Source organism: uncultured Bacteroides sp. (assembly GCF_937912035.1).
GTDB lineage: Bacteria > Bacteroidota > Bacteroidia > Bacteroidales > Bacteroidaceae > Phocaeicola.
In genome coordinates this window covers 54,287-68,288 of sequence record NZ_CALDPF010000031.1, presented here as the reverse complement: position 1 = coordinate 68,288, position 14,002 = coordinate 54,287, and the positions used below count along the sequence as shown (strand labels likewise).

The window sequence follows — 14,002 nt, the reverse complement described above, 5'->3', positions numbered from 1 at the left end:
GGCCATGAATACTTCACACTATATGGTTAGGCTCACCCCCCTTGGAAGCTATTTCTTTGGAGGCGAGATTACATTCGGAGAGGAAGGCAAACAGAATTATTACGTCATGTCTTCACTGCTTCCGCAAGTCTCCTCTTTGATTGGTTTAATGCGATACGAGATACTCCGACAAAACAATCTTTTGTCCTATAACAAGGACAGCGAAACATTGTCGAAGGTTAAAGGATTAATAGGCGAAAAAAGCTTTTCTATTGACAATACTTCTATAGAGTCTTACGGAATAATCAAAAAAATATCACCTGTATTTATAGAATGCAAAAAAGAAAAGGCATTCTACACTCCGAAACCATTAGACTATGGAATTGACATTAAGTTAAGCGATGACATAGAGTGTTCATTCTCATCATCGTGTTTACAGAAACAAGGTGTCATCATGAATGGATACGACCCTAAAGAATACAACACATATCAATATTGGATAAACGGCAAGTTAAAAGATAAAAAAGTAGAAGAAATCTTCTATCAGAACGAACAGATAGGAATAACCAAAAACGGCAGAAACGAAAATGAATCTGACGCATTCTTCAAAATAATTTCAGCAGGACTTAAAAAGGAATATAATTTTGCCTTCAAGCTGGAAACATTTCAGGAAATAAATGAAGTGACAGACGAAATAGTATTCTTAGGCGGAAACCGTTCCGCATTCATGATGAACATAGAAAAAACAGAAACCAATGATACGTATTTTGAAGATTATTTCAAGGCTCTTCATAAAGACGGAAGATTTCTGCTCCTATCCGACACATATTTCACCGATAAGGAAAGAGACGCATTCCCTTTTATATGGGGAACGAGCCTGAACAACAGATATATAATAACAGAAAGCCAAAACGGACATAACTGGAAACGTCCACAAAAAAGCGATCTGTTTCATTTGTTTGCCCGTGGAGGCATAGTATATACAGATGTCAAGCCCGAAGCGGCTCCATATCTGAACAATGTCGGACTAAATATATTCATTTAATTTTTAAAAACTGCAATTATGAAATCACATATCATCAAAATAGAGAACATAAGCAACCTGCATGCAGGTAGTGGAGAAGCAAACGAAAGCGTAATAGACAATCTCATCCAGCGCGACAGCATCACCCAATTTCCTGTCATCAATTCATCCAGTCTGAAAGGAGCTTTAAGAGAACACTTCAAGTCGGAAGACAGCTCACTGATAGAACACATATTCGGCAGTGATGTGAAAGACAAATCCAAACGCGAAGCCGGGAAATACAGGTTTTTCGATGCACGTCTGCTTGCAATGCCTGTAAGAAGCGACAAGGCCCTGTATCTCATGGCTACATGTCCGGCACTACTGAAAGAATATTTTGATACAGTCCGTACTTTCGGCCTTCCGCTTACTCCTGAAGAAGAGCAGATTTACTCACTCACGGCAAACAAGCCGCAAGTAGTTTCAGAAAAATATAATAAGGCACGCATTGAAGATTTGGAAACATATGCAGATTACAACAAGAACATTCAGAATCTGGCAAGTTTAATCGGCAGGAATTGCGTACTGCTGCCCGATAATGATTTCAATACGTTATGCGACAACTATCATCTTCCAGTAATAGCCAGAAACCATCTTGACAATGGGAAAAGCGAAAACCTTTGGTACGAACAGGTTCTGCCCAGGTTCAGCAGAATGTACTTTCCTGTATTAATGTCGCAAGACACCGGAATATATGAAAAGTTCGTATCTGTCATAACTTCATCACTCGTACAGATAGGTGCAAACGCTACAGTGGGATACGGCTACTGCAAGCTTACAGTAGAAAAATAAATACTCCAAAATTAACTCATAGACGTATGAAAACAGATAGTAACTGGATAGAAAACGCATGCCAGATTTTGGTTAAAACCAAGATAGTAACATGCAATAATACTTTCCCAAAAGAATTCAAAGGATACATATCATCCTTTGCCGCCACCGCCATACAGTCGGGACTCCTCCCCGCTTTAATAATATATGAGAATGAAGACTCCGACAGTGCTGCCCAAAGACATCTGTTGCCAAAGGCCATAATGGAGCTGATGAAAAAATTTGACCTTATCCCACAGAATGTCAGTGGATATAAGTCATTGTCCGACATGTATAGCAAGCTATCAGACAAAGATGATAAGGTACGGTTCCTACACAGCATAGACAAAGCCACTACAGCAATAAAAATGGCTATCAGGATGTATGAGCCTGTAAAGTCAGACGAAAAATCAGAAACAAAAGACAACAAAGAGAAAAAAAGTAAGAACAAAAACTCTAATAAACCATCAATCAATATTTCAGACTATACTCTTGACAAGAATTGCTTTAACGCATCATCCAATGTAGGATGGCTTTATTACAGGGATTATTATCATGATTACAGTAAAAACAAAATAGACATACAATATTATTACAATAAAACGAATAATAAGAAATCCGCAAAGCCTCAAGACGCTATTCTTCAGGAGATAATATTGAAGGAAAAAAAGAACCCTTTTATATTCAGTTCACGCTTAAACGGAATGCTCAATGATAATAAATTTATCTCAGACAACCTACAAAAAAACGGATTCAAACCTTTAAAGCTAAAAACCACATATCCGGGCCTGCTTATAGGTTCAGGGTTAAGTCATGGTACCCCTATAGAGAACGATATTAAATGTGGTTTCCAGTTTGATTATTCCACCGGATTGCCAATAATACCAGGATCTTCGGTAAAAGGGGTATTACGCAGTGCTTTCCCGGATAAAAAAAAGAATGAAACATACAACCGTATGCGTATTGACTACATACGTTCTTTATTGTCAGAACAGGGAATTAAATGTACAGACAACGATATATTCCTCATGGCGGAAAATATATTCAATCATGAAAAAGACAACTATGACATTTTTATGGACGCTATCATAACAAATGGTCCTAAAGATGGTAAGTTTATCGGTGACGACTATATAACCCCACATAAAAATCCATATAAAGACCCAAACCCTATACAATTCATTAAAGTATTACCAGACATAGAATTTACATTCTTCTTCAAATTCACACCTTATATTTTAAACAAGGAAACAAACATAGAGGTAAACAAGATAGATTTATACAGGCAGATACTTCAGGATTTTGGTATTGGAGCCAAAACAAATGTAGGATACGGACATTTTGAGGAAGCCTAATTCAATGAATTGTACAGAAAACACTTGCGAAAATTAATATATCAATTAAACTGTTAATTTACAGGCTATTGCATATTCGAGAAGTATTGGAGCGTTTAAACAGATTTTCGTGAACCTTTTATTCTACAAAATCAATAAGAGGATTTGCGAAAATCTGTTATAGATTTATTTACAATAGCCTGATTATCAAGTGTCCGAAAAAACATCTTATTCATATTTTTCGCAAATGTCATTTTATAGCCTGGCATATAAATCATTTGCGAACTTTTACGAACAAATAAGATACTGTAATACAAGCACTTACAAAAAGTAATACACCAAAAACACTTGTTTTTAATTATTTTTTTAGCTATATTTGCGAAAATATCAAATTTAATTATGCTATGGATTGAATAACAGGCAATTATAAATAGAGACAAACTACTAGTCATTTTATAAAATACTAGAAATCAGAATGATTACATTAGCTACTGCTACGGCGGTATTGAGACCAACAACACGACGCTAATACCTAGCATAGCAAGATTACATTAGCTACTGCTACGGCGGTATTGAGACCTGTTTCGACTTAATTGTCATCTTCAGTCCAGAATTTTGATTACATTAGCTACTGCTACGGCGGTATTGAGACATATATTTGAAAAATTTAAATTAATTCAACAAAAAAAGATTACATTAGCTACTGCTACGGCGGTATTGAGACATAATTTTAAATTTTACAAAATAATTTCTTAGTGATTACATTAGCTACTGCTACGGCGGTATTGAGACGACTGCGAAGTTAACACCTATCTTGGTTTCGGCCAGATTACATTAGCTACTGCTACGGCGGTATTGAGACCTACTGAGCCAAATATCAGTGGCAGAAAAAGATTACATTAGCTACTGCTACGGCGGTATTGAGACATAGTTTGTTCATCTTTAAAAATGTATTTAGTAGATTACATTAGCTACTGCTACGGCGGTATTGAGACTCATTTTGTAATTACAGTTAAGAATGATTTTAAGATTACATTAGCTACTGCTACGGCGGTATTGAGACAAAAAAATAAAATTAAAAAAACTCCCCATTATTTTTGAGAGATTACATTAGCTACTGCTACGGCGGTATTGAGACTCATCTGAAATTTTCTCTGTGCCATAATTATTTTGATTACATTAGCTACTGCTACGGCGGTATTGAGACATAATAAATTTTCCATAACGATAATTAATTCATAAAGATTACATTAGCTACTGCTACGGCGGTATTGAGACCCAAATTTCTGGAATCTCTCGTTGTTCTTCTGTAGTTTGATTACATTAGCTACTGCTACGGCGGTATTGAGACATTATTTTTTATTGATTAATAAATTTCTTGATTACATTAGCTACTGCTACGGCGGTATTGAGACATTCGTCAACTTCTTCTACCATACGAAGCTCAAGATTACATTAGCTACTGCTACGGCGGTATTGAGACATTGATAGGGATATTTATCTTTTCCGTGGCAGTCATAGCGATTACATTAGCTACTGCTACGGCGGTATTGAGACATCATTCACCTTGTGGAAGTGCTGCAATAAAATGATTACATTAGCTACTGCTACGGCGGTATTGAGACAGAATTGTTTGTTTTCATAATTTTGTTATATTTAAATGATTACATTAGCTACTGCTACGGCGGTATTGAGACTAGTTTATAACTTTTCCGCTTTCATCGCAGATGCGATGATTACATTAGCTACTGCTACGGCGGTATTGAGACACACTTGTTGATACTTCTTCTGAGATAGGAATTGATTACATTAGCTACTGCTACGGCGGTATTGAGACATATCGTCCAAGGACCTTCATCATCGTATTTTGATTACATTAGCTACTGCTACGGCGGTATTGAGACTTGCATTATCTTTTTCATAATTTTATATATTTTGATTACATTAGCTACTGCTACGGCGGTATTGAGACTTTTAGAGTTAATAATTTAATATCTATAAGTGATTACATTAGCTACTGCTACGGCGGTATTGAGACATCATATTGTTTTAAATTAATACTCGGAGAAAAAAAAGATTACATTAGCTACTGCTACGGCGGTATTGAGACTCTAACTTGGCATATAGCGGGTAGAACATCTTAGATTACATTAGCTACTGCTACGGCGGTATTGAGACTATAAGGCTTGGATTCAGTGGAATACCACTCAAACCCTATGATTACATTAGCTACTGCTACGGCGGTGTTGAGACAATAATTCTTCAGCATTCATAGTATAAATATGATTACATTAGCTATTACCAAGTAATATTAAAACGTTATTTTGTTGTATATTTTCACTCTTTTGATTAAATTAGCTACTACTGGAACAGCATCCCCATTAATACATATTATAATCAATACTAAAAACATAAAAATGAAAAAGAGTCTATTTAATATTTTATGCCAAGACAATACACTATTAAAAGCATGGAAAAATGTAAAGCAAAAAGGTTCAGCCGGTGGTATTGATGGAGTTTCCATTGAATTATTTGAATTGAACATGGATTTACATTTAAAAGAAATAAAGCAAGAACTGATTTCTAAAACATGGAAACCAGAACCTTATTTGCGTATTAGTATTCCCAAAAAAGAAAATGAAAGAAGAGTATTAGGCTTGTTATGCATAAAAGATAAAATAATCCAACAAGCCATAAAACTCCTAATAGAACCCAAATTCGAAAAAATATTCATTAGCAACAGCTATGGATATAGACCGGGGAAAGGTCACAACAAAGCAGTACGTTTTACAAAATCATGTTTACAAAACCAAAAATACAGTTTCATTCTTAAACTTGATATTGATAATTATTTTGACACTATAAACCACGAAATACTTTTCAAGAGAGTTTTTCCATTAATTCCTGATGATGAAGTATTCCGCCTCGTTCAACTATGTGTAAAAATGGGAATGGTAAACAAGCAAAAGGAATGGGAACAAATAGAGCAAGGAGTACCACAAGGAGCAATATTATCACCATTATTAGCTAATTTCTATCTACACTCATTCGATCAGTTTGTACTGTCACGTACCAAAATGTATGTACGCTATGCTGATGATTTCATCATTCTTTGTAAAACACAAGAAGAAGCAGAAAAGTTACTTGCGGAATGTTCTACATTCCTACAGGAAAGATTAAAACTGAAGTTAAATGAACCTGTCATCTCAAAAACACAAAAAGGTATAGAGTTCTTAGGAGTACTTGTCAACAATCAAAACATATCAATAACGCAAGAAAAAAGGGAAAAGTTAAAATCAAAAATACTTTTATTGCAATGGGGAAAAACAAAATTTTGTCAGGAAGGTTTAGACGCACTCGGTGGAATACAAAACTATTATGCAAATCTGCTTCCACAAACCATACTAAATGATCTGGACGAGATTTTATATTCTCATTTAAAACAATTAATACATACAAAATGGAAAGATATACCAAATAAAACGACTCTGGAAAGAGAATTAAGAAGTATACCTTTCTTTTCCGAAAATAACATTATCCAGAACAGAAAATTAAAGTCTGAACTAATAAACCTATACCTACTGGAGAAATCGAAAGAGATAAAACAAAAAAACGAATTAATAAACAAAAAACTTATTGCCAAAAGAAAAAAAGAATACAGAAATAAAGAAAACGAGACAAGCGAACTCATTATAAACAGTTTCGGAGCATATATAGGGGTGAACAACAAAGGTATAACCGTAAAAATAATGGGAAATAAACAAAATATACCTTCTTCTAATCTGCATCACATAACAATCCTTACCAACGGTGTGTCAATATCGAGCAACGCTTTGGAATATTGCATGCAAAAACAGATTGGTATAGATTTTTTCAATGCTACCGGAAAACATACAGGAAGTTTTCTTTCGGCATCTTTCATTCATACGTCACTATGGAAGAAACAAGCAGAACTTGACAACAAAAAGAAAAGTATATTGGCAACAAGAATTATATCTGGAAAAATTAAAAACCAAATGAATCTGATAAAATATTTCCATAAATACCATAAAGAATATTACGAAAGCCTCAACAGTAAATACAACGAAGTCATTCCCAAAATTAAAAATATACTAAATGAACTAAAAATGTTGGAAGGGAATGAAAATTATGAAAACAATATAATAAATTTAGAAGCACAAGGAGCAGAATTATACTGGGCATACATCAGAGAATTAACAAAAGATGATAAAATAAATTTCACACACAGAGAACGACATGGGGCAACAGATATTGTCAATTGTATGCTCAATTATGGATACGCAATACTTTATGCACGAATATGGCAAGCAGTATTGTCTAAAAAAATGAATCCGACAATCAGTGTGATACATAAGCCGCAAGCAGGAAAACCTACATTCGTATACGATATAATCGAATTATTCAGGACTCAAGCTATTGACAGAGTTGTGATTTCATTAATACAGAAAAAAGAGCCTCTAAAACTTAAACAAGGTTTGCTAGATAATGATACAAAAAAACTGTTAGTACAAAACATAACAGAAAGACTGAACAGATACGAAAAATACAGAGGTAATGAGCATAAGCTCAGTGATATAATAAATATGCAAACAAAAGAAATAGCTGACTATATTGATAATAACATAAGATATAAACCATATATAGCAAAATGGTAAAGAAAAGAACTAATAAGAATAAGACATTCTGGGTTATTGCTTACGACATAACAGATGACTTAAGACGTTCCAGAATTGTAAAAATAATTGAAAAACATGGAGTAAGAGTAAATTTCAGCGTTTTCGAATGTATGCTGACTGAATCTCAATTAGAAAAGCTACAAGAGAAAATCATTAAGCTGATAGATCTATCAGAAGATAAAATAATATTTTATCCACTCTGTGTTAATTGCTATAGTAAAATTATTTATAGTACGAAACACATAAGAAAACCAGAAATTGTAACTGTAGTATAATTTGCACCAAACTAACCTCAAAATTTACGGACACAGAACCCGTAAGTTCTGAAACTTATTCCCCAATAACGACCTCAATATATTTCTCGCCTGCTGTCTGTTCCATGTCCTTGCCGTAAAGGGGAGAATATTTTCCTACTGGCATATTGGAAAGCACACGGGCATTACACTTTCTGCCTGCCTCAATCTTGTCTGTAAGCGCAGTATTTATGGCTGTAGCCACCATATCTACCAGGATAGCCCAACCGCCTTGCCCACTGTCTATACTTTTGTCTATCGTCACACGGCCTTCTCTGTTATAAAGGGTCTCACCTGTCTTTGCCGACCGGAGAATATATTCCACCTGTACCGTAAGTTTTCCGCTTACATTAGCACGTTCCCAACTCTTGATAACCGTAAACATAACTGCATCTGCTCCTAGAACATCCCTGAAAGCGGTCAAATCTCCTTCAAGAAACATTTCAGCATCGTATGCACTCTCCTGCTGAAACATTTCCATTGTAAGATATGGCGAGTAAACATAATATCCTTTTTCACATAAGGGAACATACAGTGTGGTATAAAAGTAATCCTTAGCCTCAACATGTGTAGTCTGGTTGATTGGAGGCATTATGGCAATCGAAAGAGGTTTTTCTTCATACATCTTCGGATATTGCTGGATCAAGGTAACAGGAGGCTTAGTGGTATAACATGATGATACCATAATGACAGACAGTATCACGATGAACAGATTTATAGTTCTTTTCATTTCTCCAATTGTTTTATTATTCTGGATATGTATTTTTCAGACTCAGGATATAGTGCTATTTCCTGCTTCAGAAATTTTATTCCTTCTTCACGTTTGCCCGTACGATATAGCATATAGCCGTATTCGGCATACATTCCGGGAGGAACCACGCCACGCAAGCCATACTGACTGTCTATCACTCTGGCATACTCTTCAAGCAGCTTCACCTTAAGTTCTTCGGTACTTTTCTTGCTGTACCTGTAGGTTACATCTTCATAGCCATGCCATGAATATAAAGTTGAGGAGGTGCTGATACAAGATGTCATGAACGACATAGCCGGTGTCAGCAGCAATGATATGCATATCGATTTTATGATTCTCATACTTCATTCCACATTTTATGGTTATGGAAGCATTATCTGTTTGACCTCCTGGGTAGATACAAATATTTTCTTCTGATACAGTGTCTTACCCCCACTTGTCACTTTTATGTTTCTGGCGCCTGTCTTTACTCCATACTGTGTACCTTTCCTATTTGACTTTTTTTCTTTAACAACTTTCACAGTAAAAGGAGCGCGGTCATCCAGAAAAACTGTCACTTCTTTTCCTGCATATTCGTCGGGACTGACAAATAGCAGATAGGCCATATCTTCTTTCCCGCTTTGCTGGGCTACAGGAGTCTTGCATGCCGTGAAGAATACAGGCAATGCAAAAGCACAGACGAGTCTCAATATTTGTCTTTTCATATTCAGTATTATTTTGATTCTTCAATGATATATTTGCTCATGTTTCCAGAGTTGATTTCAGTGGTTCCACTAACCTCTACGTAAGAATATTCCGTTTCAGGAGTGTCGCCGCCAGTAGACAATACCTTTACTTCGCCTACTTTCTTTCCCGGAAGGGTTATCATTATTCCTGTCTGAGGATTCTTGACTTTCTTTCCCTTGGTGAGAATAGAGAATGTCATCCCTTCCTTTATACCCTGACTCGTACCGCCTGCTATAAGGACGGCATCAGGCTCGTATGACAGGAAATATGTTTTCCATGGAGAATCCGTACACTTGTTTATTATATTTTCAACCAGCTGTCCTATTGCTTCCGATATAGCCTTGTCGCTGAGAGTAGCGTCGAATGAGGCTTTTCCTCCAAGGCCCATAGTAGTCTTGGTGGTCAGCTCAGCCACTCCTTTGGCTTCGTCGGAATATATTATCAGGCCTGTAGACACATCAACCAGACGGACTGATACGGCAGCTTCCACTGTCTGTGTCTTCTCCGATGAAAAGACCTTGCTTTTACCGGTATTCTTCCTTCCGAATTCTGTTATGGAACCAATTATCATATAGTCAGCATCAATCGTTGAAATTCCTTCACCGGACTTTTTGCTCTCTTCCAATAGTTTGGCAAGATCGCTGCGCTCCAGCAACAGGAACTTACCGGATGCCGCTAGCTTGGCTGAGAGGATATCCAGGGCCTGCTTTCCCATTGGGTCGTTTTCCTTGTCATAAAAGATTCCCTTGGCATACTGCGTTTCATTCGAAAAGCGTCCTATAGCTACCTTTTTCTTAAGAGTCATTCCTTCATCCATGACATGCGCCGGTGTTTCTACAATCTCCGTGTTTCTCTGTGCCATGATTGCACCTGAATACAGCAACAAACAGATGGCAATAATGTTTCTAATTGAAATTACCATAATGCTAATGTTTTAAGATATAAATTATTACTGCACTTTTATATTCGTAAATATACTAAATAAAAACATTACATATGGCACCAGAGAACTTTTATTAGTAATTTTACGCTTACATTAACTCTAATTACCTTTTACTACCCAGGTCTCATAATATTAAATGACCTGTCATTCGATCTTAAATGACAGGTCATTTTAACTCGAATGAACTGTCGTTTTTTTCAAGGCCATTTACTGTATGAAATCCGCATAAAAATGTTATTTCCCTTGCAAATCACAATTTTACATATTATCTTTGTATTTTGAATGGCGTCAGGATCAAATCCTGAGTCATTGGTTCTTTTAATTTTTTTAATCTTTTCATAAACAACAAAACAATGTCAAAGACGCAAAACAGCAGGTTTATGGATTAAACAAAATCATTCATCAGACTGAATCCGTTCCTTATGGCTGCTACTAAAAATCATGCGGCAGGGATTGCTGTGCTCTTTGACTTGAGGGTTCATACCCGACTCTTCAACGGGGAAGAGGGGGTTCTTTTTTTAAAGTAGACAAGGCTTAAGTTATAAGAAAACAAGGTTTTCTGTAATACAAACAAAACTTGTCGACTCGTAAACTAATCAACTGGTAACTAACTTTTAAAACATGTTGTTTATGAAAAATTTATTCTTACGATTAAAACGCAATTTCGATTCAAACTCAAATAATTTTGCACCTGAATTTGCCGACTGTTACCTAGACGTGGAATTCTCGGCTCCAAAAGGACTGACGGGAGTAAAAGAAATGTCGGTCCGTATCTATTCTTCTTCCTATAGGCTTATGGGGACAGGATGTATCACACACAATCCGGAGAAAATACTGAAAAAAGTTTCTTTCCAACTGGCAAATGACGACTTATGGGATGCCGGAATGTATCGCGTATATGTATATATAAACGGAAAGCCGGAATGGTTCTGCAAACCGGAACTGCCGTTGTCATCGGTATGCTGGACACGGAAAACAATGAAGCCTATAGAAGAAAATACACAGGAAATGTTCTTCGCTGATAAACTTGCCCTAACAAGCTGGTGGAACAAGTTGTACTGCGGACGATTCAAGGAGCCGCTAATACAGCTACTGATAGACAGACTGCACACCTTCAACAACGAAATGGAAAACAGAAGAACAGAAAAACTACCTCATTTGCTTGTAACTGGTGAAGGAGAAACATGTGGAGCCAAAGCTATGGCTTCTATGATTTTAGGAGGATTTATCACGGGAGACGATGTTTCGCTGAAATACAGTCTGTCGCTCGGGGAAATAACTACGGGAGCATACGGCTGGAAGAACATGGAAGATAAGGTGGCAGAAGCCAGAGCGGTGATTGTGGAGGTACCCGAACTGAAATATAATGCTCATACCGTAAATATAGTAAATCTAATGGCAAGCATCATTCGCTACAATACATTCAGAGAAACGACATTCATCCTCCACGGAAAAGATAAGGATATCGCCATGATGTTGGAAAAATGCGTATTGATGAACGGCTTGTTCACAGAAGAAACCACTTTCCGGTTGTCGTCGGACAGGTCTGTCGGACAGAAATATGAATATAATGAGGAAGATGAAGATTTCCAGAAACTGGTAGAGGAACTTATGGATGAAAAATTCGGATATACCAATGACGAGGAAGTATCCCGGATATCCGGAATAAAGGCCGAAAAGGAACTGGAAGACATGGTCGGGCTGCAAAGAGTGAAAGACGACATGAGGGAGGCCAGAATGATGGCTATTTTCAACAAAAAGAGGGCCGAGATGTGTCTGCAAACTAATAATGAACAGCGGAACCACATGCTTTTTCTTGGCAATCCGGGTACTGGAAAAACCACTGTGGCAAAACTAGTGGGAGAAATATATCACAATATGGGCTTGCTCAGTAAAGGACACACTGTGGAGACGAACCGTTCCAAACTGGTGGGTGAATATATAGGTGTGACAGAGAAAAAGACTCTGGAAGCAATTGAAGAGGCACGCGGAGGTGTGTTGTTTATAGACGAAGCCTATACACTTGTTTCTCACGAAAGTGACACAAAGGATTTCGGAAAGGAGATACTGAACGCTCTGCTGACTGTGTTGTCCGAACCGGAACCTGACATAATTGTCATACTGGCGGGATATGAAAACAAGATGATGAATATGATGAGAACAAATCCCGGACTGAAAGACCGTTTCCCGCTCACGTTCCACTTCGACGACTATTCAGCGCCTGAGCTCATGGAAATGGCTTGCCGTACGCTGAAGGCCGGCAACTACGAACTGACTGAAGATGCGCATAAATGTCTGAAGAATCTGATAGAAAAGGCTACCGCTGACCAGGATGAATATTTCGGGAATGGACGCTGGATACATAATCTGATAAATCAGGGGATTATAAAAAGTATGGCACGAAGGGTTATGACGTCCTCTTCGGCCGGAAAAAATATATGCATAGATATGCTGTGTGTAATTGAAGAATCAGACATACTCGAAGCTGAAAAGAACTTCCTCTGCCAGAAAACAGCAAAAATATTATCACCACGTCCTATTGGTTTCAGGGCGTGAGTGATATATATTATTTTTTTAGTAATTTTGATTCAGAATTAATAAATAAAAGAATATGATATCACTGGATAAACTTAAGGACATAGTAATGAATGCTTCGGCTCTAATGGTTACCGAAGGGTTTGATATCTCAAGCAAGGAAGGATATTCAAATATTGTTACATCATCGGATTTAGCCGTACAGGATTACTTATGCAAACAGCTTGCTGAAGAACTGCCGGACAGCGGATTTCTTTGTGAAGAAGAGGACATGCACGATGAGAGCCATGAATACACATGGATTATCGACCCTATAGACGGAACGGCCAACTATAGCCGTGGAATAGCAGAATGCGCCATTTGTGTAGGATTGAAACATTATTCGGACATGATTATGGGAGTTGTATATCTTCCAAGGACTAAAGAAATGTTCTATGCAGAAAAAGGCAAAGGCGCTTACCTTAACGGTCAGAGAATCCATGTTTCAGATCGTAGCTTCGGTAATGCGATAATGTGTACTGCCTTACCTGTATATCATAAGGAATATGCGGAAATATGTTCGGAAATAATACGCGAGACATTCAAAAAATGTAACGACATACGCCGCTTCGGTGCTTGTGCTCCTGAATTGTGCTACCTGGCTATGGGAAGATGCGAAATGTACTTTGAATATCTTTTGAGCCCATGGGACTTTGCAGCCGCATCACTAATCCTTACTGAAGCAGGTGGAAAGATTTCAGGTCTTGACGGCAAACCTCTTGACTTTATCTCTCCTTGCGGAGTAATAGCCGGAAACAGTTCTGAAAATCTGGAAGAGCTTTTCACTATTATACAGAAACACATCGGATAAAAGATAATACAGGCATTTTCT

General features: G+C 37.1%; 11 protein-coding genes and 1 CRISPR repeat array. Of the genes, 7 read left to right on the top strand and 4 right to left on the bottom strand.

Going from position 1 to position 14,002, the window contains the following annotated elements:
- Positions 1 to 4: 4 nt before the first annotated feature.
- The 5 genes from Q0486_RS05920 to cas2 all read left to right on the top strand — a co-directional run bounded on the left by Q0486_RS05920 (position 5) and on the right by cas2 (position 8,158).
- Entirely contained in the window at positions 5 to 1,024 is a 1,020-nt protein-coding gene (locus Q0486_RS05920; protein ID WP_299231173.1) for a type III-B CRISPR module-associated Cmr3 family protein, read from the top strand.
- A gap of 18 nt (positions 1,025 to 1,042) precedes the next feature.
- Complete coding sequence (gene cmr4, locus Q0486_RS05915) at positions 1,043 to 1,834, top strand: type III-B CRISPR module RAMP protein Cmr4 (RefSeq protein ID WP_299231171.1); 792 nt, start codon at positions 1,043 to 1,045, stop codon at positions 1,832 to 1,834.
- A gap of 26 nt (positions 1,835 to 1,860) precedes the next feature.
- Positions 1,861 to 3,207, top strand: coding sequence for a type III-B CRISPR module RAMP protein Cmr6 (cmr6, locus tag Q0486_RS05910; RefSeq protein WP_299231169.1), 1,347 nt, complete (start codon positions 1,861 to 1,863; stop codon positions 3,205 to 3,207).
- A 456-nt stretch (positions 3,208 to 3,663) separates the two neighbouring features.
- Positions 3,664 to 5,505: direct repeats of the CRISPR family, unit length 35 nt; unit sequence GATTACATTAGCTACTGCTACGGCGGTATTGAGAC.
- Between the two features lie 26 nt (positions 5,506 to 5,531).
- The gene (gene cas1 / locus Q0486_RS05905; RefSeq protein WP_299231167.1) at positions 5,532 to 7,862 is read left to right on the top strand and encodes a CRISPR-associated endonuclease Cas1; all 2,331 of its coding nucleotides are present in this window, start codon (positions 5,532 to 5,534) and stop codon (positions 7,860 to 7,862) included.
- A complete protein-coding gene (gene cas2 / locus Q0486_RS05900; RefSeq protein ID WP_299231165.1) occupies positions 7,856 to 8,158 on the top strand; it encodes a CRISPR-associated endonuclease Cas2 in 303 nt (100 codons plus the stop codon). The genes cas1 and cas2 overlap by 7 nt, the downstream gene beginning before the upstream one ends.
- Before the next feature lie 55 nt (positions 8,159 to 8,213).
- On the opposite strand, the gene Q0486_RS05895 is transcribed toward cas2, so the two are convergent.
- Genes Q0486_RS05895 through Q0486_RS05880 form a run of 4 tightly spaced genes read right to left on the bottom strand, consistent with a single transcriptional unit; the run spans position 8,214 to position 10,569 of the window.
- The gene (locus Q0486_RS05895; protein ID WP_299231163.1) at positions 8,214 to 8,906 is read right to left on the bottom strand and encodes a GNA1162 family protein; all 693 of its coding nucleotides are present in this window, start codon (positions 8,904 to 8,906) and stop codon (positions 8,214 to 8,216) included.
- Positions 8,903 to 9,268: a DUF4810 domain-containing protein gene (locus Q0486_RS05890; RefSeq protein WP_299231161.1), complete on the bottom strand. Its 366-nt coding sequence runs from the start codon at positions 9,266 to 9,268 to the stop codon at positions 8,903 to 8,905. Before Q0486_RS05890 ends, Q0486_RS05895 begins: the two co-directional genes overlap by 4 nt.
- A gap of 21 nt (positions 9,269 to 9,289) precedes the next feature.
- A complete protein-coding gene (locus Q0486_RS05885) occupies positions 9,290 to 9,631 on the bottom strand; it encodes a hypothetical protein (protein WP_299231159.1) in 342 nt (113 codons plus the stop codon).
- 8 nt (positions 9,632 to 9,639) lie between these two features.
- Positions 9,640 to 10,569, bottom strand: coding sequence for a CsgG/HfaB family protein (locus tag Q0486_RS05880; protein WP_299231808.1), 930 nt, complete (start codon positions 10,567 to 10,569; stop codon positions 9,640 to 9,642).
- A 657-nt stretch (positions 10,570 to 11,226) separates the two neighbouring features.
- On the opposite strand from Q0486_RS05880, the gene Q0486_RS05875 reads away from it, so the two are divergent.
- The gene (locus Q0486_RS05875; protein WP_299231157.1) at positions 11,227 to 13,152 is read left to right on the top strand and encodes an AAA family ATPase; all 1,926 of its coding nucleotides are present in this window, start codon (positions 11,227 to 11,229) and stop codon (positions 13,150 to 13,152) included.
- Positions 13,153 to 13,207: 55 nt separating this feature from the next.
- A complete protein-coding gene (locus Q0486_RS05870) occupies positions 13,208 to 13,981 on the top strand; it encodes an inositol monophosphatase family protein (protein ID WP_299231155.1) in 774 nt (257 codons plus the stop codon).
- Positions 13,982 to 14,002: the final 21 nt, after the last annotated feature.